The following is a 21,629-nucleotide window of genomic DNA, read 5'->3' on the forward strand; positions in this document are numbered from 1 at the left end:
GGTGAAGACGGCTATCTCCACCGCACTCGGAGGTCTTCCCTACGTCAACCCACCAACCCCACTGTCACCAACGTCCTGGCCGAGTACATCTAGAGGCGGCGTTCGGTGGCCTCGGTGGGGTTGAGGAAGAGGAGGACCGGCGGGGCGGTGTTGGGGAGGATGGCGGCGTACGCCTGCAACTGGGGTGCGTAGTAGGCGACGCGGCTCTCCAGCGCCGCGGCCGGGATCGCGTCGGTCTTGTAGTCGACGATGGTGAGGCGGCCGTCGTCCTCGCGGTAGATGAGGTCGACGAAGCCTTCGAGGACGGTGCCGTCGGGTTGGACGGTGCCGACGTACGACTCGCGCCAGTGCTCGCGGGCGGCGGCTCGCTTGACGACGTCGGAGGCGAGGGCCGAGCGGACCAGGGCCGTGACGACGCCGGCGTACTCGAGGACGCCTTCGGCGAGGCACTGGGTGGAGACGGCGGCGTCCAGCCCGGCGCCGCTCCCCAGGTCGACGACCTGCAGCACGGCGTGGACCGCGCGGCCGATCGCGGTTCCGTAGCGGCCCTTGGACCAGGGTGGTTCTCCGAGGTCGCGGGGTGCCTTCGCCGTGCCGGGGTCCACGTCGGCGAGGACGACGTCCGGGCCGGTGCCCTCCAGGCCGGAGGCGCTCTGGGCCGACCGCGCTCGGCTGGCGGACTGGGCCGCGGCGGCGCGCGACTCCCACTCGGTGCGGGAGATCGGCGGCGTGACGTCGGGTGTGGTCCGCGGCTCGCGCTCGACCGGGGGTGGGCTGGTGAAGAGTGTGGCGTGCGGTGCCTCGACACCGCCGGCGGAGGCGAGGAGCTCGGCGTTGCTGGAGTGGCGGCGGTTGCCGGAGCGGTGCAGCGACACGATGAGGTGGTCGCGTGCGCGGGTGGCGGCGACGTACAGAAGACGTCGGCGTTCGTAGTCGTCCATCTGCTCGTCGACCGGCTGGACGAGGTCGAAGTCCTCGGTCTGTACGGACGCCTTGAGCTTGACGGCGTACCCACCGTCCGGCGGCCAGAGCACCTGGACTCCGCGTTGCCGGTTCGGTGCGGCGGTCATGCCGGAGAGGATCACGATCGGGAACTCCAGGCCCTTCGCGGCGTGGATCGTCATCACGCGGACCGCGTCGGCGTCGGTCTCGGGGAGGACTGCCTCGGCGACACGGGAGGCTTCCTCGCCTTGGTGTGCGGCCCAGGCGAGGTACGAACGCAGTCCGCCGTGCTCCACCTCCGACCACGCGCGGGCCTGGTCGACGACGAAGCGGATCCGGCGCCAGGCATCGCGGGCCCGTGGGCCGATGGCGGCCACCTCGAGCATGCGGCGGTCGGCGACGATCTTCGCGAGGACCTCGCTCGGGGTGAGCCAGCGGGCGGCGTAGTACGTCCGGCGGAGCCACTCCATCGCTTCGCCGACCGGGTGCGTCAGAAGCTGGTCCGGGACCGGGGCGGTCAGGGTGAAGGAGCCGCCCGATCGCTTCCAGACGAAGAGGTCGTCGTCGCCGCAACCGAAGAGGGGCGAGCGCAGGGTGGTGACGAGGGCGAGCTGGTCGCTCGGGTCGCCGAGGGCGCGGGCGCAGGCGAGCAGGTCGCGGACCTCCGCGGTCTGGTAGACGAGCGAGCTGGCCTCGGCGCGGTACGGGATGTCGGCGCGGTCGAGGGCGTCCTCGAGGAACGGGAGCGACGTACGGGCGGGGACGAGTACGGCGATGTCGCCGGCTTCCGCGGGTCGCCAGTAGCCGGTGCGGTCGTCGTACACCTGCCAGCCGTCGCGGAGGGCCTGCTCGATGACGGCGGCGACGTCGATGGCTTCGCGTTCGCGGAGGACGGAGGCTTGGGCGCGCGGCAGGTCGTCGTGCGGCTCCGCGCCGAGGATGGTGACGGCCGGGCCGGTGACGGTCTCGTCGAAGGATTCGACGGCGGCGGGTGGGATGTCAGCGGACGCGGTGTCGTCGCCGTGCCGCCGGAACGGGAGGACGGTCGCCAGGTCGGCGAGCTGGCCGCCGGGGGTGGGCGAATCGGGGCCGCCCGGACCGAGACCGGCGGAGGCGTCCGGAGACGAGGAGCCGAGGGGTGACGAGGCGGCGCCGGAGGGCGAGGCGCCATCGGCGGCGTCGTCGAAGAGGGTGGGGTCGTCGAGGTCGCCGAAGAGGGAGAGTTGGTCGCCGCTGGCCGGGGTCGTGGTGTCGGGGCGAGACCGGCGCGAGGGAGTGCTTGGGCGGGCTGGGGGCGCGTCGCTGGAAGGCCCTGTGCGGTGGGGGGACAGGGACTGGTAGGACGGCTGGGCGGCTTCCTTGGGTTGGATCAGGGTCGCGAAGACGGTGTTGATCCAGCGCAGGATCGGCGCGACCGTGCGGAAGTTGGTGGTGAGGGCAACCGTTTCGCCGAGCAGCTCCTGCGCCGTCAGGTACGTCGCGATGTTCGCCCGCCGGAACCGGTAGATCGACTGCTTCGGGTCGCCGACCACGAACAGCCGGCCCTCAGGCACCTCGACGTCACGCCAGTCCTCGGCCTCCGCCTCCGCGCCACCCGCGATCCGGACCGCGAGCTCGATCTGGATCGGATCCGTGTCCTGGAACTCGTCCAGCAGCAACCGCTCGAACCGCTCCTGCAGCGCCGACCGTACGGACGGATCCCGCAGGAGCAGATCCCGCGCCAGCACCAGTAGGTCGTGGAACTCCAGCCGCCCCTCCTCCCGGCGCAGCCGGGCCGACTCGAGCACCCGGCCCGCGATCCAGTGTGAAAGATGCCGAAGGCAAGCATCCAGCAGCAGCTCGACCAGCGACCCGGCGACCTCGACGACCTCGGTGCAGTCGCCGCGGACCCGGGCGATGTCCGGCCAGTTCTCCTTGCGCCCGATCCGCCCGACCTTCAGGCCGCGGAAGGTCTGCAGGATCGCCAGCTGCGTCTCCTGGTCGGACGCGGCGTCGAGCATCAGGCCCAGCTCCCGGATCTGCACGACCTTCGGCAGCAACCGGTCCTCGGGATCCAGGCACGACTCGGCCGCGGCACCGATCTTCGCCGCCGCGGCGACCAGACCGGTGAGATCTGGCATCGCCACCAGCTCCGGCGGATCCACCAGCACCCGCTCGGCGATCAAGTCCCAGTCGTTGCCGAACAGCCGCGCGAGCGATCGTAGATGCTTCAGCTCGACCCCGACCGCCATCGCCAGCAGCAAGGGCTCCGCGATCGAGTCGTCGTCCAGCAACTGCTGCTGCAACTCCGCCCAGCGTTCCTCGAACGCGACCGACGACCCGACCTCGTCCAGTACGTCGATCAGCGGCGGCAGCCCGGCCTCGATCGGATGCGCGAGCAGCAACTGCTGTGCGAACGCGTGCAGCGTCCCGATCGACGCCGAGTCGAGGTCGTCCAGCGCGCCGTCCGCCAGCCCACCGGCCGGCCCCTTGCGCGCCTTCTCGAACTCGACGCGCAGCCGGTCACGCAGCTCGGCGCCGGCCTTCTCGGTGAAGGTGACCGCGGCGATCGTGCGCAGCGGCACGCCGTCGCGCAGGACCAATGTGGTGACTCGATCGACGAGCGCATGCGTCTTGCCCGATCCGGCGCCCGCTTCGACGAAGAGCGTGGCGTCGGTATCCGACCGGATCCGGTCCCGGGCCGGCCCGTCGAGCAGCTGCTCAGTCATCCCCGGCCACCTCCAACGCGGTCGGGTCGATCAGTCGGACCAACCGCTCCAGCACAGGATCGTGCCGCTTGCGATCCCATCGCGCCCGCACCTCGCTGTGCCCGAGTCCGTCCGGGTTGCAGTACGGGCACTGCACCCACAGGAAGTCGGGGATCTCCGGCGCCTTCGGTGGGAAGTACCCGGCCGCGATCGACGACACGATCACGTCGAGCGTGTCGACGTACCGCTCCTCGACCTCCGGCGTCAGGGGCACCGGGATCCGCTTCCCGCCGCGCCGGACGAACCAGTACGACGCCTCGACCGGTGTGGACTCCGAGCCCAGCCGGGCCCGCGCCGCGTACGCGTACACCGGCAGCTGCAGCTTCGTCCCGCCCGCGACCGGATCGGACTCGATCCCCTCGTACCGCGAGAACCCGCCGGTCTTCACGTCCGTCACATAGATGGTCCCGTCGGAACCGAGGTCGACCTTGTCCGCCGACCCCCGCAGCAGCACCCGCCCGGACGGCACCGGGATCTCCACCGGCGCCTCGCCGTCGAACCCGAACCGCAGCTCGCTCGCCACCACCGACGCGTCCCGCTCCGCCCGCCAGCGATCGTCGTCCGTCAGCAGCACCATCAGGTCACCGAGGATCCGCAACCGCTCCCGCTGCCACAACCGCGGATGCCCGGTCAGCCCTTCCGCCTCGAACCGATCCGCGAGCTCCGCCCCGATCGCGAGCAACAGCGACCGCTGCTCGGCCGTCCACGGCTCGCCGTCCTCTGGGAGCGATCCCTTCAGCTGCGACACGAAGGCGTCGATGCTGTAGTGGATCAGATTGCCCACCTGCATGGGCGAAATCACCAACAGATCCTCGGGCGCCTCGAGCGGCTCCACCTGAAGCAACCGCTCGACGAAGTACGCATGTGGACACGTCGCGTATGCCTCCAGCGACGTCGGCGATGCGATCCGATCCTCCACCGCGTACTCCGGCAGACCCGACACCCCCGACAGGTCGCCATCGAAGCGGGTGAACGCATTGCTCCCACGCCCGCGCAACAGCTCACGCGCCCGCACCAGGACCCCGTCGTTCACCCACAACCGCGCGGAGGCCGCCCGGACCTGCCACTCCTGCTCCGTCGCCGGCATGGTTGCCGACGTCAACGATCCGGCGTACGACGCCGACGTCCGCAGCAGCTCGCCGTACTTGTCCCACTGCGTCGCGGGCAGGCCATGGTCGCCCGTCAACTCGCGCAGCGACCCCAGCAGCCATCGCGTCGGCAATCGCCGGGACGACCGCCGCAGGTCGCCTCGCGGGAACGACGCAATGACGCGCGACCCGGCCGAGAACGCAGCGAGCAAATGCCGTTGCTTCTCGTCGAGGCGGTCCCGGAACGACGCCAGCTCCGGCGCCGCCGCCTCGCGCACCCGGTGGGGGAGCAGCGCGTCCTCGTGCACACGCCCCGGATAGAGGTCCTCCGACAGGCCCACGACGTACACGATGTCCGCCGACAGTCCGATGCTCGCGGACAACGGCGCGACCAGCACACCGGTGCCGAACGTCCCGACGCGCGGAAGAGACTGCTGCAGCTCGAGATCCAGGACGTCGCGCAGTACGGCGAGACTGGCGGGCGTACCGAGCTCGTCCAACGTGGACAGGCCCTTCAACGAGCTCTCGACCGCGGCCGCCGCATACTGCTCTTCCACCGGCAAGGATGAGTAGTCGCCGAGCAGAGCGTGGAAAAGCTGCAGCACTCCATCCGCCAGGTCAGACCAGGTCTCCAGCAAGGCCAGAGCGCTCAACCGGCGACGGAGCTCCGAAGCGAACGCATGCAGCCGCTCAGCGTTCGCTGCGTTGTACTGCGCACGCCGGATCGCGGCCGGCCGCGGGTCCTCGGCCGCTTCCTCCTGATTAGCAGTACGCCGCTCGGACTCGGCGTACCGTGCGAGCCGGGTGTCCCAATCGTCGCCCCGGACCACCCCGGCGACCCGGGACATCCGCTCCCACTGCGGCACCGGGATCCGCTCGCCGGCGAAGTCTCGCGTCGGTGCGTTCGCGAGCGCACGGAACACGTCCGCGCGCGGGAGGTCCTGATCGACGAGCGCCAGCACTTCGAGCAGGGTCCGCGCGATCGCGCGCTCGTGCACCGGACGCGTGCCCGGACCGTTGACCTCGATCTTGGCGGCCGCGAGGTGCTCGTGCAGGAGCCGCGCATACGGCGAGGCGGCTGAGTAGAGCACCACGATCCGGTGCGCCGGGATGCGCTCGAGTGACTCGACGACATCGCGGACGACGCACCGCACCTCGTCGTCGGCGTCGGACGCGTTCAGGATCTCGGAGGCGACCGGGTAGTTCTTCGAGATCGACGGTGGCAGGTCGATGCCGATACGTTCGAGGGATCTACGGACGGCACGGTCGGCTCGTCGTACGTCGGTCAGCCCGACGATCACTGTGAGATCAGCCGCGGCGCTGCCGAGCGCTTCGACGAACGCCGCCTCCGACTGGGTGAGCTCCTGCGGGAGATAGAGGACGAGGGCGCCGAGCTCGCCTGCGATGCCGGGCTCTGCCGTCAGGCGCGCGGCCGCGGCCCGGAGGAGATCGGTCTCGTCGTACCAATCGGTGGCGAGCCCGGTGGTGACGTCGCGGTGCAGGCGCACCAGGTCGGGGCCGAGGGTGGAGGCGCGGGCGACCTTGTCGAGCGCGGGGTCGGTCAGGTCGCGCAGCTCGCGATGGGCTGAGGCAAGCGCTTGGATGGTCGACGGATGCTCGGCAACCTCCTCGAAGATGCCCGGCGCCTTCGACAGTGCCGTACGCCAGGTCGCCGCGACGATCGGCCGGGTCGCGGGACGGCGTGGCGACAGGACGCCGGCGGCGAGCTGCTCGGCCAGTCGCTCCAGCGTTGCGAGGTAGAGGGCGGCGATGCCCGACCGGGCCAGGTGGCGGCGGGCGATCACGCCGGCCAGGTTGTTGGGCAGGAGCAGGGTGACAGGGGTCATCGGATCGTCCGCCTTGAGCCGCGCGACCACGGCCTGCAGGCATTCGAGCGCAGGGGCGCCGTACGCCGTGCTCTCGATCCGGGTGGTGCTCACACCACGACCCCCCGCCTCCCGTGGGCTCAGCCTGTGTCACTGTCACCGCAGACGGTAAACCCTGCCACGGACAGAAAGATGACGGGGCGCGAAACGCCAAGTTTTTCTGCAGGGGCCGCGTTTGGCTCTCACAATGAAGAAATGACCAGGGAGACGACGATCGCGCGGGTTCTGCTCGTGCTCGTCTTCGCGCCGGCCGGCGGCCTGTTCGGCAAGGCCGTCGCCGAGGCCGCGCAGAGCCGCGAGTGGTGGCCGTGGCTGGTCGCGGCGCTGGTCTGGCTGGTGCTGTCGGGGCTGATCTCGGTGGCGGTGTCGAACCATTTCGACGAGCACAGATAATGCTCCGATGGTCGCTGCGGTGCATCACGTCGAGATCTGGGTCCCGGACCTGTCCCGGGCGCAGGAGAGCTGGGGCTGGATCCTCAATCGGCTGGGCTGGAAGGACGGTGACGGCTGGCCCGGCGGCATGACCTGGATCGCCCCCGACGGCAGTTACGTCGTGGTCGAGCAGAGCCCGGCGATGTCGGCCGGCGAGCACGACCGGATGCGGCCCGGGATGAACCACCTCGCGCTGAACGCGGCCGGCCGGGCCGAGGTGGACGCGATCGTCGCCGAGGCCGCCCGGCACGGCTGGACGCTGATGTTCGCCGACCGCCACCCGTACGCCGGCGGCCCGCAGCATTACGCCGCCTTCCTCCACAACACCGACGGCTACGAGCTCGAGATCGTCGCGCCCGACTAGCAGGTGAGACTACTGATGCCTGGAGTGACGCTTGGGACTACCCGTATGACATGGTTACTCCAGGCAAGCAGTGGTCGCGGGGCAAGTGTGTGGAAGGACGGTGCTCGTGACGGAGGAGCCTGACGGGGGAAGTGTGCCCGGATCGGCTTCGCGCTCCGCGCCGAGGACGGAAACAGCACCGGAGCTTCTGGAAGCGCGGATCCGGGGTCTGCAGCACGCGCTCGGCCAGTTGCTGGACAACGCCCGCCGGCTGACCTACGCCGAGCATCAGCGGGCCGTGCAGTTGCATCGTCAGCTGCAGGAGCAGACCGCGATCGCCCGGCGGGAGTCGCGTGCGCTCGTCGACGCCAAGACCGCGGAAGCGCTGTCGACCGCCGAGCCGAAGGCGCGCCTGCTGGCGGACCGGCTGGCGCCCGGCCTGGGGTCGATACCGCCGAACGACGCCCGCTGGCGTTCGCGTCAACTGGTCGGCGCCGGGATCCCGTCGTACGTCCGGATCGGTGAGCTCGACCCCGGTACGCCGGTGGTCGCGCCGCTGCTGCGGACGAACGGCTGGAAGGTGACCGCGGACCGCAACGAGTCCGCGCGCAGGCTCCTGCAGAGCGTCGCGTTGCGACTGGTCGCGGCGGCCGAACCCTTCCGGCTCAGGATCGACGCGTTCGACCCGCGGCTGACCGGCATGATGGGCCTGCTCGGTCACCTGACCACGAAGTACCCGCAATTGGTGCCCAGGGCAACACACACCGCGGAGCAACTGCACACCGTGCTGTCCGGGCTGGTCGACGTGTCGTCGCTGCGGGCCAGCCGGCAGGCGCAGCTCGGGCACCAGCGGTTCGAGGACTTCATCCGGGAGACCGGCCAGGTCACCGATCCGTACCGGCTGATCATCCTGTTCGACTATCCGGCCGGCATCGATTCACTCGCCCAGCGCGACCTGCTCCGGCTGGCCGCGACCGCGGGCGAGCGCGGTATCTGCTTCCTGGTCCACCACGACCCGTCGACGACCTCCGAGACCGACGTCGAGACCAAGCAGCTGCTCGAGTTCCTCAACCCCGTGGTCATCGGGGGAGAGAAGGTCGAGGCAGTGCAGCTGCCCGGCGTGGCCGCGAAACTGGATCCGCCGTTCGACGCGAACGTTGCCGCCGGCATCTGTGACGTGGTGGCCGAGCTGGCGGAGATCGCCGTACTCCCGACCATCGATTTCGAACGCACCCTGCCGGACCGTTCGACCTGGTGGCAACCGGTCAAGGACGAGATCGGCACAGTGATCGGGTACGACGATCGCACGCCGGCGCTGGTGCGGTTGCGCAGCGGGAACCCGGCGCTCCCGCACGTCCTCGTCGGCGGCGCGGTCGGTCAGGGCAAGTCGAACCTGTTGCTCGTGATGATCCACGGTCTGGCCGCGCGGTACGACCCGGCGGACCTGGAAATGTACCTGCTCGACTTCAAACATGGTGTGGAGTTCTCCGCGCTCGGTCCGGCGGGGGAACGGGAGCACTGGCTGCCACAGGTGCGCGTGCTCGGGGTGCACAGCGACCGGGCGTTCGGCCTCGCCGTACTGCGGCATCTGTCGGACGAGCTCGCGCGGCGCAGCGAGATCTTCAAGTCGCACGGCAACGTCGCCGATATCGCGGAGCTTGCCCCGGGCCCCGATCGGCCGCCGCGGATCCTGGTCGTCCTCGACGAGTTCCAGGTGCTGCTCGAGGACGACGACGAGCTCGCGGACGAGGCCGCCAAGTTGCTGGAGCGGTTGGTCCGGCTGGGACGCGCGTACGGCGTGCATGTCGTCCTGGCGACGCAGACGATCGAAGGCGTCAAGCGGCTGGCGACCCGGCGCGACTCCATCTTCGGCCAGGTGCCGTACCGGATCGCGCTGAAGACGACGCCGGCCGACTCGCAGGCGATCCTGCGGAGCGGGAACACGGCGGCGGCCGAGTTGCAGTTCCGCGGCGAGGCCGTGCTGAACGCGAACTTCGGCTCTCCGGACGACAACCAGCATGTGCTGGTCAGCTTCGCGGACAAGCCCGTGTTGGACTCGCTGCGGCGCGAGCTGTGGGAGCGCGCGGGGACGACGGTGCGCCCGCCGCGGATCTTCCATCTGGCCGAGCCGGCCCGGTTGACCGACACCGCGGTCGCGGTGAAACCGGAGATGGGGCGGCCCTGGACCGGGTTGCCGATCGCGGTGACGGAGGAGCCGGTGCAGGTCGAAGTACGGCCCGAACCGGGAGCCGGCGTACTCGTTCTGGGTGACGGTCCGGCCGACGCGCTCGGCGTACTGAGTGGCCTCGCCTTGTCGACGGCGGCCGCGGCTGTGGATCCGCCGCGGTTCATCTTCATGGACGGCACCGACTCGTCGCCGGCTGTTGCCGAGGGCAAGGATGCGCTGGTGCAGGCGCTGCGGCAGCTCGGCTGCGAGGTCGAGACGGTCGACAAACACGGCGACGTCGTGCCGCGGTTGTTCTCGCTGCGGGACGCCGTACGCAACGGGCAGGTCGGTGAGACCTATCTGCTCGGGTTCGGGTTCCACGGGGTGCCGCGGATGCAGTTGCACGCGGAGGGGTTCTTCGAGAGTCCGGCGAACGCGCTGCAGGACATCGTGCGGGACGGGCCGGCGCAGGGGCTCATCACGTTCGGGTGGTGGAACCGGCTGCACGTGTGCACCGAGCACCTCGGGTACGGGCGGGCTAACGTCGCGACTCACTTGTTCCTCCGGCACCCACAGGACGGCGTACGCGCGGTGGCCGGACCGCTGGTGCGGTGGGCTTCGGAACCACACCGGGCGCTGTTGTGGGACGGGCTCCACCCCGAGGCACAGGTCGTCGTACCGTTTGCAGCACTGCGGTCCGACGAGGTGGACCGCGCAGTGGAGCTGGTACGGCGATGAAGACGGAAGAGCAGGCGTGGTCCGAGTACGCACGGGCGCTGCGGACGGTCGCGGGGGCCCGCGCGGACGCGCAGCAGGCGCAAGACCGGCTGACCGCGCACAAGACGAAGGCCGAGGCCACTGCGATGGCGGAGGCCGACGCCATGGCCGAGCGCGGGCGGCTGCTGGAGCTCCGGCTGAACGCGCTGGCCGAGAAGGCCGCCGAGAGCCTGCAGCGGGCCGGGCTGCCCGCTGAGGGCAAGCGGGCGAACCATTCGCTGCCTGAGATCCGCGCACTGAACGACATCGAGACGGTCGCGGTCCGGATCACCAAACAGCTGAGTGAGAGCGTCGAGCAGCTCGAGGAGGTCCGTGCGTCGGCCCGGGCCGAGCGGGAGCGGCGGAGGCGACGTACCATCAGCGCGGTCCTGATGCTGGTCGGGTTCGTGGTCGTGTGGGTGCTGACCGGGTCCTTCCTGGCCGGCGTCGAGGCCGCGGCCATCGCCGCCGTCACGATGCTGGCCGCGTCGCGGGTGCTCGGGCTGCCCAGGTTGCCCGGCGCGCGATGGTGGGGCTGGGGTGGTGCGGTGGCGGTCGTCGTGGTGATGGCGGCCGGTCTGCCGTGGTGGCTCGGGATCGTGGTGCCGGTCGTGGTGGCCGGTACGGCGATCGTGCTGCCGAAGAAGCGCAACTAGTTCAGGAGTGTGTTCAGGTGTCCGACGTACAGCGGCTCAAGGAACAGCTGCACCAGGTCTCGATGGAGGCCAAGCAGGCAGCGGGCGGCCTGGCCGGGTTCAAGCTGCGCTTCACCCAGCACAGCCAGCTGGTGGAGAGCCTGATCGCCGGTACGGCGACCGGCATCGACCGGGACATCACCGAGATCCTGGACGCGGCCGGCAAGGCGGTCGAGCAGGCCGCCGAGGCCCTGGAGATCGCGTCGGCCGGATGCAAGAGCTACGCCGACCAGATCTGACACATGCCCTCTGAGCTGCAGCGAGTCGCTCGAGGGCTGGTCGCCAGCCTCGACGAGGTGCCTTCGGTGGTCGCACACCTGAAGCGCACCGCGGACCGCTGCCGCGAGAACGCCCAGGTCGCGCTGATCGCGTCCCACGGTCGCGCCACCGTCGCCGCCCAGCAACTCGACGCTGCCGCCCGCGCCTGCGAGGCCGCCGCCCACTACCTCTCGCTCGCACCCCCGAAGGCCCGCGCCTGGGCCGAGGGCCTGGTCGGCTCCGGCGGCCCGGCCACCAACCGCCCGTCCGCCGACTCCGCCGACCGCAACAAGACCACCGGCGGCACCGGCGACGTGGCCGAACGCGACTCGCAAGGCCGGACCAAACGCCTCACCGCCACCTTCGAGGACCTGGATGTTGCCGAAGACAACGAACCTCCACTCGTCACCGTCGCCCGCAAAGCCTTCGAGAAGTTCCGCAAGTCCCACGAGAAGGACGACGACGAGGAACGCTCCGAGAATCCACTCGAGGTAGAGATCACCATCACCGAATCCGGCGACATCGAGTTCGAGGAACGCGACGAAAAAGAGGAGGACAAGCGCGAAGAACGCCTGACCCGCGACTTCGAGATCACCGTAGACCTCACCGAACCAGTCAAGGCCCTCCTGGCCGCCATGTCCGAATCCGCCAACCAGGAATGGCAACACGCCACCCTCACCATCACCCCCAACCGATTAGAAGCCACCTTCGACTACCCCGAAGACGACCACCCACAGCCAATCATCGTCGACATCGACCTTCCCGACCTGCCAGACGTTCCAGGCAACGACCGGCAGCCGTCGGATGTCGCCGTACCAGAGACAGGCATCGATGTTGACGAAGTCGAGGCTGACTTTGTGGAGTACAGACAACGGCTGGTGACTCTTGGTCGAGTCAGGCCGATCGTCGGCTCCGGTCCTGAGGCGGACTTTCAGCGGAAGCACTGTGGTCCTGTCGAGTTTCGCCTGACGCGCGACGAGCACCTGCCGCGAGCGGTCTGGGCGGATGGTCTCGATGATCTGCTGCGTCGTGCGAAGGACGCGAAGTACGTGGCGCCCACCTCGGAGAAGTCGTTCTACCGCCCCGACTCGTTGCCGCCGTTCCTCCGCAAGATCGCCGAGGAGAAGAACGATCACATGCTGCTGAAGTACCGCGAAGTGATCGATGACGACGCCAACCCGGTCGGAGGGCTTGAAATCATCACGAACGACAAGGCGGCTGCAGCATACTTCGAGGATCGGATGCGGCACTTGGACATCGCGGGTCACGTGACATTGGAGCAAGGGGACGACTCATGACCGAGTATCTGGTGGCGCCGCTGGAAGAACCGGAGTGGGTGGTGGACGCGGAGAGCTTCGCGTCGGCTTTGCGGGAGCGGTGGCCCGGTGTGCGGGTGGAAGTCGGCGCTGTCGCGGGGTCGTCCATGGTGCTCGAGGCACTGATTCCGCTGGAGCCGGCACCGCGGGAGCTCGGGGTTGCTCTCAGCGGGACCGGGCAGGCCGTGAGCTTGGATCCGGCGGATGCCGAGGCGGCGGCGGACTTTGCGGAGTGGTTCGTGCAAGCAGTGCTCCCCGGACAGCGCGGTCTCCATCTGATCGAGCCGGGTTCCATGCGCACCGTCGAACTGACCGACGACCTGTCCGCTGAGCAGATCCGCCAGCGCATCAGCTGAGGTGAATCCTCCAGTCGAGCGTGGGTTGTCACCTGCATTGATGCTTCACGAAGGAGCTTGATGTCGACCGACGACGACATCTTTCTCGCGGTGGATCGGCCGTTGGGGGAGGTGGCCGGATGGCTGCGTGACACTCTTGGGCTCGAGCGTGTCGAAGATCCTGAGCTGAAGCCGGATGAGCGTCTCTTTCGCGCCGTGGCGCGGACCGTGCCGGGCGACCTCGGCGTCCTCGTGTCCCCGAACAGGTTCGTAGAGGTGGACCCGGAGCCGGACGACATCCAGGCGATCGACCCGTACCCGATCGATCTGAGTATCCGCCTCGTCGGGCGGAAGGACGAGGTGCTCCAGGTGCGAGAGACCCGGGCGATCTTCGACCGGCTCGTCGCCGCGCGGCCTGATGTCGCGATGCTGCTCGTGCACAACCTGGACACCCTGGTTGCAGCGCACCTCCCCGGGACAGGCACCCACACCTTCGACCCGTCGATCAGTCCCGATGCCCCCGACATCGACACCTGGCGCCCCTGGGTCATCACCCAGTGACGAGCGATCAGACTGCGGCTGCGGCGAACCTGAGCGGGCGGTGGACGCCGAGACCTGCCCCGAGGAGTCTTGATGGCCGATAGCGATGAGATCTTCTTGGCGCTGGACGAACCGTTGGAGGTGGCGGCGGAGCGGGTGGCCGCTGTGCTGGGGCTCGAGTTCAACGGCGATCTGCGGGCCGAGACGGGCGAGTTGCAGTACAAGGTGCGCGCGCGGACGTTCGACGGTGTCATCGGTGTCTACATCGGTCCGAACGGTTACCAGCCTGAGCCGGACGAGATCCAGGCGATGGACGGTTATCCGGTCGTCGTCGACGTCCAGTCCCGCAACCGGAAGGAAGCCCAGGCAGAGGAGACCCGGTTGGCCTTCGAATCCCTGGTCGACGCACTCGGCGACGTACCCGCGCTCTTGTCCCACAACGTCGAGATGCTCGTCGCTGCCCACCTCCCAGGCCGCGGAACCCACACCTTCGCCCCCGGCACCACCCTCGACGACCCAGACCTCGAAACCTGGCGCCCCTGGGTCGCCGGCTGAGCTCGACGCGTCTGTTGTCGGCGCGGTTTCCGATACACGGGGACAGGGTGGCTGAGTGGGGTGGCGCCGACGGTTGGTCACCTTTATCAAGGAGCAGTGATGTCGACCGACGACAACATCTTTCTGGCGGTGGATCGGCCGTTGGGGGAGGTGGCCGGATGGCTGCGTGACACTCTTGGGCTCGAGCGCGTCGAAGATCCTGACCTGAAAGAGGACGAGCACTTCTTCCGGGGGCCTGCCCGGACCATCGAGGGGAAGGTGCTGCTCGTGGTCGGGCCGAACGTGTACGGCGAGGTCGATCCCGAGCCCGAGGATGTCTCGGCGATCGACCGCTACCAGGGCGTGGTCGACGTGCGCCTCGCGGGCATCAAGGACGAAGAGGCGCAGGCGCGGGAAGCCCGCGCTGTGTTCGACGAGCTGGCGGCGGTTCAGTCCGACGTGGCTTTGGTGCTGGGCCATGCCATGTCCTGGATCGTGGCGGCGTACCTCCCCGGAGCCGGCCCGCACGCGTTCCCACCTCGCACCTCCCTCGACGCCGACGCCCTGGACACCTGGCGCCCCTGGGTGGTCGCCGGGTGGGAGCCGAAGAGCTGAGGGTGGCTCAGGTTTGGCGCGGCTGTTGGGGTGCGAGCCGCGGGGTTCGGAAAGTTTGGGGGAATCGCGTCATGAAGTTTTGGGGGGTTCGTCACTTCTTGTGAACGCATCCCCACGCGGAAGTGGAAGTGATTGACGTGAAGGGTTGTTCTTCGAGGTCGCTGGTGGGAACGCACTCGAGCGGGCGTCGGGTGCATTGAGATGGCTGACAACGCTGATGGGGACCCTCACCCTGTTGCGGTCAGGGTTGTCGAACGCCGTCGGGTGCGGGTGTGGTTCGGGGACCACGTCGTGGCCGACTATCGGGCCGAGGCCGAGTTGGCCGAGCGCTACGCCGCTGCCATGTCGCGCCGGTTCGCCGGGTTGCGCGTGACCAGTGAACCGATCCCCGATGCCGACCCGGGCCCGGATCGCGCACTCCCGGGCGAGCGGCTCTGGGAGGTAGCCCCGAAATGAGTGCCCGGCGCTTCCGGCTGATCCGCCACCATGATGTCTCCGGTGTCAGTGGCACCGGGCCCGTCGCCGAGGGCGTGCAGTTCACCGACGGGGCCGTGGCGCTTCGCTGGTACGGCGACTATCCGACCACGACCGTGTGGGACGGCATCGACTCCGTCGTCGCCATCCACGGTCACGGCGGGGCGACCGAGGTCGAGTGGATCGATCCGGACCCTGGTCCGGATCCCGACCTGCGGCTGCCACCGCGCGAAACCCTCCCACCCAGACCGTGGCCGGATCTGCACTCCGCCCCCGAGCCACAGGATCCCGACCCCTTGCACAGCGACCGTGACCTCGGTTCGTACGGCGCCGCGCCGCCGGCCGGCTGGCCGTCGTACCGGGTCTTCCGATGAGCCGGTCCGGGTCCGGCGCCGCGGACCCGGACTGATCAGGGTGCGCCGGTGCCGACCTCCCTTGCGGCACCGGCCACCCATCCCTACCTCAGGCCAGGGCCGTGTCTGGTGATCCCGCGCCTACTGCGCGGTACCCGGCACGGCACCTCGCCGCACTGGAGCAAAGGCCACGATGAACCACATCGAGGCCTTCGCTCCAGCACGCCGAGCTACCGCACCGAGCACCTGCTCGCTACGGCGCGGGATCACCAGACACGACCCGCCGTGATCGCGAGTCCGGCTGGGCCTGGGTCCGGTGGTCAGCCGTAGCTGACGGTCTGGACCAGGTCGAGGTTGTAGAACTTCGTGGGGCCGTCGCACAGCTCCATCATCTTCTCGGCGAACTCGGTGGTGTCGGCCCGCTGCGAGTTCTCCATCGCGTCCTCGTACGACGCGAACTCGATGATCGAGAAGTAGCGCCCCGCCTCGTCGCGGTCGGCACAGGTGATCCCGCGGGTCGGCGCCGGGCCGTCGCCGGCGGCCTCGCGGGTCTTCTGGAACTCGTCCATGAGCGCCGTGATCTCGTCCGGCTTCTGCGTCCGGTACTCGATGATCTGAACGAAACCAGCCATTTCTCCCCCTTGCCCACGGCACCCACTTCGAGTGCCTCTGCTGCCGACAGTGCGCCTGGATCGCCCGGACGGCAAGGGGTCGGGGATTACGGTGACCTGACGCTGGCGGCGGATCACACGGTGTCGTTTACGCGTCGTTCCTGCGTCGTTTCTGCTCTTCGCAGAGGTGTCTGGGTTTTGTCGGCGCGGCCTGATTGGCTTGCCCGCATGGAGATTCTGATCCTTGGTGGGACGGCGTGGCTCGGTCGGGAGATCGCGACGCAGGCGCTGGCGCGTGGGCATGCGGTCACCTGTATCGCCCGTGGTGAGAGCGGCGCGGTCGCGGACGGTGCCACGTTGATCGCGGCCGACCGCAGCCGCCCGGATGCGTACGACGCTGTGCCCGAGAAGGACTGGGATGCGGTGTTCGAGGTGTCGTGGCAACCGGGATTCGTGCGTGGGGCACTGGCGGCGTTCGGTGCGCGGGCCAAGCACTGGACCTATGTGTCATCGGGCAACGCGTACGAGAAGTTCGACACGCCAGGTGCCGACGAGTCCGCCGTACTGCGGGAGCCGACGGTGCTGGACGTGGCCGACCGGGAGCAGTACGGCGAGGCGAAGGTCGCCAGCGAACTGGCATCGCGGGAAGCCGTCGGGGACCGGCTCGTGATCGCCCGGGCCGGCCTGATCGGCGGGCCGCGGGACACGAGCGATCGAGCCGGAGCGTGGGTGGCGCGGGCGGCTCGTGCGCCGGAGGAGCCGATGCTCGTGCCGGACACGCCCGATCTCGCGACCTCCGTGATCGACGTGCGCGATCTCGCCGCGTGGTTGCTGGATTGCGCCACGGAGGGCCGGACGGGGACGTTCGACGCCGTCGGTCCGGTGGTGCCGTTCGGGGAGTGGATCGAGCTCGTCCGCGAGGTGGGCGGTCATACCGGGCCGGTCGTGCTCGCGCCGCAGGCCTGGCTGGAGGAGCAGAAGGTCGAGCAGTACATGGGGCCGGATTCGCTGGCGATGTGGCTGACCGAGCCTGGGTACGAGGGCTGGTCGTCGCGCAGCGGTGCGGCGGCGCGCGCGGCCGGGTTGGTGCACCGATCGCGGCGGGAGTTCCTGGAGGACACGCTGGCCTGGGAGCGGGAGCTCGGGCTGGACCGGGAGCGACGCGCCGGGCTGAGCCCCGCCAAGGAGAAGGAGTTGATCGAGTCACTGGCGACGTAGAGAGTGGGCGCATGCAACTGGTGCTGATCTCGGACACTCATCTGCCGGTGCGGGCGAAGAAGCTGCCTGAGCCGGTCTGGGAGGCGGTCGAGCGTGCCGATGTGGTCATCCATGCCGGGGACTGGGTGAGCGTCGGATTGCTGGACGAGTTGGAGTCGCGCGCGGCCCGGTTGATCGGGTGCTGGGGCAACAACGACGGTCCGGAGCTCCGGGCGCGGTTGCCGGAGGTCGCGCGGGTGACGCTCGACGGGCTATCGGTCGCCGTCGTGCACGAGACCGGGTCGGCCAAGGGGCGCGAGGAGCGCTGCGAGAAGGCCTACCCGGGCGTAGATCTCCTGGTGTTCGGCCACAGCCACATCCCGTGGGACACCACGAGCGCCGGCGGGCTGCGGTTGCTGAACCCGGGATCGCCGACGGACCGGCGCCGGCAGCCGTACTGCACCTACCAGACCGCCACCATCACCGCCGGCCGACTGGAAGAAGTTGCTCTACACAACCTTTAATGGTAGTTGCTCGCGACAACGACTTCGGCCGGGCGTGCGGGATCGGCGCCGTACCACCGAGCTACGGCGTACCCAGCACACCCGGCCGGTTGTCGGACCGGATCAGGCGTTCGCTGCTTCCTTGGCCCGGGTCTTGAGCCGGTCGCGCACCTCTTCCGGCGTGTAGGCGCGGCGCTTCCGCTCACCCCGCGCGACGACTACGCCCGTTGCGGCCACGCCGACGAGCCCCGCAAGTCCTACCACCTTCCATACCTTCATGCGGACTAATCTAGCCACTGTGGACAGCCGGATTTCACTGGATGACGCTACGGAACTGACACGAACAGGTGACATTTGGCTGTTCCGCGGTGAGAGCGCGGCCGATCGGGCCATCCAGCTCACCACGAACAGCCCGGTCAACCACGTCGGCATGGCGATCGTGATCGAGGACCTGCCGCCGTTGATGTGGCACGCCGAGCTGGGGCGTTCGCTGCCGGACGTGTGGACGGGGACCCACCACCGTGGTGTGCAATTGCACGACCTGCGGGATGCGGTGCTGGTGTGGGCGCGCAAGTACGGTCAACGGGCCTGGCTGCGGCAGCTCGATCACCCCGTCACGCGGGAGATGGAGGACGCCGTACTGCGGACTGTCGCGAGGCTGGACGGTACGCCGTTCCCGTCGACGGCCCGGTTGGCGTCGCGCTGGGTGCGGGGACGTGTGCCGGCGTTCCGGCGCGGATCGCGGGAGCTCGAGCTCGAGTCGGCGTACTGCGCCGAGGTGGTCGCGGTGACGTACGAGGAGATGGGGTTGCTGCACGGGCGGCGGCCGAACTGGTACGACCCGGGGCGGTTCTGGAGTGGTGACGAACTCGAGTTGGCCCACGGCGCCCGGCTGGGCGACGAGATCGCGGTCGACATCCCCGATGCCTGACGCGGCGGAAACTGTCGGCGCCGTGTGATTGGGTTGTTTCCGTCGGTCATCGAGCCGGAGGAGGCCGGGGATGTACGCCGTCATCGACACCGAGACGACTGGCCTGCTGCCGAGTCATCGGCATCGGGTGATCGAGATCGCCGTCGTGCTGCTGGACGCCCGCGGGCGGGTCGAGCACGAGTGGGTCACGTTGCTGAATCCGCAACGCGATCTCGGTCCACAACACATCCACGGGATCCTCACCGCCGACGTGCTCGCCGCGCCGGACTTCGCGGACGTCGCGCGGCAGCTGGGGGGCATGCTCGCCGGGCGGATGGTTGTCGGGCACAACGTTGAGTTCGACCTCGGGTTCCTGCGGGCGGAGTTCGCGCGGTTGGGGCTCGTCGTACCGCTGATCACCGAGCGGTCGATGTGCACGATGGCGCTTGCCGGTTACCTCTATCCGGGTGCGAAGCGGACGCTCGGCGCATGTTGTGCGGCGGCCGGGATCTCGATCGAGGGGTGGCATTCGGCGCTGGCCGACACGCGAGCCACGGCTGAGCTCTTCGGGCAGTATTTGCAGGCGTTTCCGTCACCGCCGCCGTGGCAATGGGCCTATGAGGAGGTCCGCCGGCTGCAGTGGCCGCCCCTTCCGGGGAAGGACGTGGCGCCGACTGTGCGGCCGGTGCATGCCGGTGGACGGCATGGGTGGATGAGCCGGCTCGTCGACCAGTTGCCGCGCGTGCCCGAGCCGCCGCAGGCCGACTCGTACCTCGCGTTGCTCGACATGATCCTCGCCAATCGGGAGATCACGGCCGCGGACGCCGATCAGTTGGTGCAGGCGGCGACAGAGCTGGGGCTGACCCGCTCGGAGGTGAAGGACATGCATCGGTCCTACGTTGCCGCGCTGGCGGAGGTGTCGTGGGCGGATGGGGCGATCACGGCGGATCAGCGGAACGACCTCGACCGGGTCGCGGTGATGCTCGGGCATCGTGCGGCGGATGTGGACGAGGCGCTGCTGCGGGCGAGCGGCGGGCAGTACGTCGTACCGGCTCGTCCTGGAGCCCAGGGGTTTCCGCGGGGGAGCACGATGGTGTTCACGGGCGACATGGTCGAGCCGCGGGAGGTCTGGTGGGATCGCGCGGTCGCGGCCGGTTTCGCTCCGCAGGAGGCTGTCCGCCCGGACACCACGTTCGTCGTCGCCGCCGACGTCGACAGCCTGTCGGTCAAGGCGCGCGCCGCCCGGGAGCTCAACATCCCGATCATCTCAACCGACGACTTCCGCCGTCTCCTCCCCACAGACGAACGCAAGGCCGGCTAGCCACCCCGCCGGTTGGCCGACGGCGGCGGTTAGGGTGCGGGCGTGGAACGTGACGAGTTGGGGTGGCGGGTTTATGCGGCTGCTCATCTGACCGGGGAGTTCGTGTTGCGGTCGGGGCAGACGACGGACGAGTACTTCGACAAGTATCGGTTCGAGGCGGATCCGGTGTTGCTGGATGCGATCGCCGCGGCGATGGTGCCGCTCGTGCCGGACGGGACCGAGGTCCTGGCCGGGCTGGAGATGGGCGGGATCCCGGTGGTGACCGCGCTGGGGCGGCACACCGGGCTGCCGTGTGCGTTCGTACGGAAGGAAGCCAAGGCGTACGGGACGCGTCGGCTCGCCGAAGGCGCCGAGACCGCGGGCCGGCGGGTGACGATCGTCGAGGATGTCGTGACGACGGGCGGGCAGATCGTGCTGTCGACTCAGGAACTGCGCGCGCTGGGCGCCGAGATCACCGACGCGCTCTGCGTGATCAACCGCAACCCGGTCACGCCGGCCCCGCTGACCGAGGCCGGCCTGACCCTGCACGCGCTCCTCACGTCAGCGAACCTGACGCCCCAGAGCTGACGCCCCAGAGCTGACGACGCGGACTAGACCTCTTCGTCGTCGCTTTCGCGCTCGATCTCGAAGCGGAGCTGTTTGCCCGAACGGATCCGTTCGATCGCGGCCAGGCAGGCCGACTCGCTCATGTGCACGCCGATCTCGGCGAGCTTGTGCCGCAGCACCAGCGAGGCGTCCTCGGCCGAGCGTGAGCTCGTCTCGTTGATCGCTTCGATGGTGGTGGCCGTGAGCTTCTCGCGGATGTCCGGGTGAACCTTGTGGATCTCGTGGGTGATTCTGAACTCGGTCATCGCGACTCGCTCTCCCTTTCGCCTGCGGGCCGGTTTACTCCCTCCAGCGTAGTGTGCCGAGGCCAGGACCGAGCGTCACGCGAGGACGCGATTTACGAAACCTTCAAGGCGCGCCGCGAGTCGCTCGGCGCGGACCTCCGGCGTCGCGGTTTCACCTTGCGGTACGTCGAGTTCGCGCAGCCCGCGGACGTACAGCGAACACGCCAGGTCCGCGCAGATGTATGTCCCGACCGTGTTGCCTACACGACCGGCCGAACCGGCCCGGCGAGCGGCGAACAGGGCGACGTCGGTGAGGTGGTGCGCGGTGTTGCACAGGTCGCACAGTCCGGCGCCGCGGCGCGGTGCGCCGGAGGCCTGGGTGTTCACCGCGATCCCGGTCACCTCGGCGTCCCGCCGTACCACCAAATAGCCGCGGTTGGGCGCCTTCGGGTCGCGCCAGCCGAGGTAGTCCAGCGACTCCCAGGGGAGCTCGGCGAACCCTGGTGGCAGCGTCATCGCCTTGACCTGGCTCTTGGACGAGTTGACGAACGAGCGCCTGATCTCGTCAGCGCTGAGCGGTTCCACGACGGTCCTCCGATCCTTTCGACCACCCATGAGACCCGCTGCCCGGACCCGTCGCAACCGATTATCTCTGTTGCTTCAGGCAACAGTCAGCGGTCGGTGCGGCCGGCGGTCCGGATCCACGGACCGGACACGCCGGAGGACGGGTGGACTTCCCGGGCTGATAGGTGAAAACTGAACAGTGAAAACTTCAA

23 protein-coding genes are annotated in these 21,629 nt (G+C 69.2%); 17 read left to right on the forward strand and 6 right to left on the reverse strand.

Annotation, left to right across the window (positions count from 1 at the left end; all coding sequences use genetic code 11):
* Positions 1-89: 89 nt before the first annotated feature.
* Both ACZ6O0_RS43215 and ACZ6O0_RS43220 read right to left on the reverse strand, forming a co-directional pair.
* Positions 90-3,650 (reverse strand): UvrD-helicase domain-containing protein, encoded by a 3,561-nt coding sequence (locus ACZ6O0_RS43215; RefSeq protein ID WP_465770932.1) that lies wholly within the window; start codon positions 3,648-3,650, stop codon positions 90-92.
* On the reverse strand, positions 3,643-6,717 hold the full coding sequence (locus tag ACZ6O0_RS43220) for a PD-(D/E)XK nuclease family protein (RefSeq protein WP_465770933.1): 3,075 nt from the start codon (positions 6,715-6,717) through the stop codon (positions 3,643-3,645). The genes ACZ6O0_RS43215 and ACZ6O0_RS43220 overlap by 8 nt, the downstream gene beginning before the upstream one ends.
* A gap of 141 nt (positions 6,718-6,858) precedes the next feature.
* Here ACZ6O0_RS43220 and ACZ6O0_RS43225 point away from each other — a divergent pair, with 141 nt between their 5' ends.
* The 12 genes from ACZ6O0_RS43225 (at position 6,859) to ACZ6O0_RS43280 (ending at position 15,502) form a co-directional block, all read left to right on the forward strand.
* The gene (locus ACZ6O0_RS43225; RefSeq protein ID WP_360369791.1) at positions 6,859-7,056 is read left to right on the forward strand and encodes a hypothetical protein; all 198 of its coding nucleotides are present in this window, start codon (positions 6,859-6,861) and stop codon (positions 7,054-7,056) included.
* A 7-nt stretch (positions 7,057-7,063) separates the two neighbouring features.
* Entirely contained in the window at positions 7,064-7,459 is a 396-nt protein-coding gene (locus tag ACZ6O0_RS43230) for a VOC family protein (protein WP_465770934.1), read from the forward strand.
* Positions 7,460-7,565: 106 nt separating this feature from the next.
* Entirely contained in the window at positions 7,566-10,343 is a 2,778-nt protein-coding gene (locus ACZ6O0_RS43235; protein ID WP_465770935.1) for an FtsK/SpoIIIE domain-containing protein, read from the forward strand.
* Positions 10,340-11,017 carry a hypothetical protein gene (locus ACZ6O0_RS43240; RefSeq protein ID WP_465770936.1) on the forward strand — a complete coding sequence of 226 codons (678 nt, stop codon included), beginning with the start codon at positions 10,340-10,342 and terminating at the stop codon, positions 11,015-11,017. Before ACZ6O0_RS43235 ends, ACZ6O0_RS43240 begins: the two co-directional genes overlap by 4 nt.
* Before the next feature lie 17 nt (positions 11,018-11,034).
* Entirely contained in the window at positions 11,035-11,295 is a 261-nt protein-coding gene (locus tag ACZ6O0_RS43245; protein ID WP_465770937.1) for a hypothetical protein, read from the forward strand.
* A gap of 3 nt (positions 11,296-11,298) precedes the next feature.
* Positions 11,299-12,612: a restriction endonuclease fold toxin-2 domain-containing protein gene (locus ACZ6O0_RS43250; RefSeq protein WP_465770938.1), complete on the forward strand. Its 1,314-nt coding sequence runs from the start codon at positions 11,299-11,301 to the stop codon at positions 12,610-12,612.
* A complete protein-coding gene (locus ACZ6O0_RS43255; protein WP_465770939.1) occupies positions 12,609-12,986 on the forward strand; it encodes a hypothetical protein in 378 nt (125 codons plus the stop codon). The genes ACZ6O0_RS43250 and ACZ6O0_RS43255 overlap by 4 nt, the downstream gene beginning before the upstream one ends.
* 60 nt (positions 12,987-13,046) lie before the next feature.
* The gene (locus tag ACZ6O0_RS43260) at positions 13,047-13,526 is read left to right on the forward strand and encodes a hypothetical protein (protein ID WP_465770940.1); all 480 of its coding nucleotides are present in this window, start codon (positions 13,047-13,049) and stop codon (positions 13,524-13,526) included.
* A gap of 72 nt (positions 13,527-13,598) precedes the next feature.
* The gene (locus tag ACZ6O0_RS43265) at positions 13,599-14,060 is read left to right on the forward strand and encodes a hypothetical protein (protein WP_465770941.1); all 462 of its coding nucleotides are present in this window, start codon (positions 13,599-13,601) and stop codon (positions 14,058-14,060) included.
* Between the two features lie 99 nt (positions 14,061-14,159).
* Complete coding sequence (locus tag ACZ6O0_RS43270) at positions 14,160-14,654, forward strand: hypothetical protein (protein WP_465770942.1); 495 nt, start codon at positions 14,160-14,162, stop codon at positions 14,652-14,654.
* Positions 14,655-14,945: 291 nt separating this feature from the next.
* Positions 14,946-15,110 carry a hypothetical protein gene (locus ACZ6O0_RS43275; RefSeq protein WP_465770943.1) on the forward strand — a complete coding sequence of 55 codons (165 nt, stop codon included), beginning with the start codon at positions 14,946-14,948 and terminating at the stop codon, positions 15,108-15,110.
* Positions 15,107-15,502, forward strand: coding sequence for a hypothetical protein (locus ACZ6O0_RS43280; RefSeq protein ID WP_465770944.1), 396 nt, complete (start codon positions 15,107-15,109; stop codon positions 15,500-15,502). Before ACZ6O0_RS43275 ends, ACZ6O0_RS43280 begins: the two co-directional genes overlap by 4 nt.
* 299 nt (positions 15,503-15,801) lie before the next feature.
* On the opposite strand, the gene ACZ6O0_RS43285 is transcribed toward ACZ6O0_RS43280, so the two are convergent.
* Entirely contained in the window at positions 15,802-16,113 is a 312-nt protein-coding gene (locus ACZ6O0_RS43285) for a hypothetical protein (RefSeq protein ID WP_465770945.1), read from the reverse strand.
* A gap of 207 nt (positions 16,114-16,320) precedes the next feature.
* On the opposite strand from ACZ6O0_RS43285, the gene ACZ6O0_RS43290 reads away from it, so the two are divergent.
* Together ACZ6O0_RS43290 and ACZ6O0_RS43295 are read left to right on the forward strand one after the other, a co-directional pair.
* Positions 16,321-17,310, forward strand: a complete 990-nt coding sequence (locus tag ACZ6O0_RS43290) for a Rossmann-fold NAD(P)-binding domain-containing protein (RefSeq protein WP_465770946.1) — start codon at positions 16,321-16,323, stop codon at positions 17,308-17,310.
* Positions 17,311-17,321: 11 nt separating this feature from the next.
* The gene (locus ACZ6O0_RS43295) at positions 17,322-17,813 is read left to right on the forward strand and encodes a metallophosphoesterase family protein (protein WP_465770947.1); all 492 of its coding nucleotides are present in this window, start codon (positions 17,322-17,324) and stop codon (positions 17,811-17,813) included.
* Positions 17,814-17,915: 102 nt separating this feature from the next.
* Here the strand turns inward: ACZ6O0_RS43295 and ACZ6O0_RS43300 are convergent, their stop codons facing one another.
* Positions 17,916-18,071 (reverse strand): hypothetical protein, encoded by a 156-nt coding sequence (locus tag ACZ6O0_RS43300; protein WP_328519657.1) that lies wholly within the window; start codon positions 18,069-18,071, stop codon positions 17,916-17,918.
* A 19-nt stretch (positions 18,072-18,090) separates the two neighbouring features.
* On the opposite strand from ACZ6O0_RS43300, the gene ACZ6O0_RS43305 reads away from it, so the two are divergent.
* The 3 genes from ACZ6O0_RS43305 (at position 18,091) to ACZ6O0_RS43315 (ending at position 20,590) form a co-directional block, all read left to right on the forward strand.
* Positions 18,091-18,723 (forward strand): hypothetical protein, encoded by a 633-nt coding sequence (locus tag ACZ6O0_RS43305; protein WP_465770948.1) that lies wholly within the window; start codon positions 18,091-18,093, stop codon positions 18,721-18,723.
* A gap of 70 nt (positions 18,724-18,793) precedes the next feature.
* A complete protein-coding gene (locus tag ACZ6O0_RS43310) occupies positions 18,794-20,023 on the forward strand; it encodes an exonuclease domain-containing protein (protein WP_465770949.1) in 1,230 nt (409 codons plus the stop codon).
* 42 nt (positions 20,024-20,065) lie between these two features.
* Positions 20,066-20,590, forward strand: coding sequence for an orotate phosphoribosyltransferase (locus tag ACZ6O0_RS43315; protein ID WP_465770950.1), 525 nt, complete (start codon positions 20,066-20,068; stop codon positions 20,588-20,590).
* A 23-nt stretch (positions 20,591-20,613) separates the two neighbouring features.
* Here the strand turns inward: ACZ6O0_RS43315 and ACZ6O0_RS43320 are convergent, their stop codons facing one another.
* Complete coding sequence (locus tag ACZ6O0_RS43320) at positions 20,614-20,874, reverse strand: hypothetical protein (protein WP_465770951.1); 261 nt, start codon at positions 20,872-20,874, stop codon at positions 20,614-20,616.
* 75 nt (positions 20,875-20,949) lie between these two features.
* The gene (locus tag ACZ6O0_RS43325) at positions 20,950-21,438 is read right to left on the reverse strand and encodes an FBP domain-containing protein (protein ID WP_465770952.1); all 489 of its coding nucleotides are present in this window, start codon (positions 21,436-21,438) and stop codon (positions 20,950-20,952) included.
* Positions 21,439-21,629: the final 191 nt, after the last annotated feature.

This window comes from Kribbella sp. NPDC048837 (genome assembly GCF_055586945.1).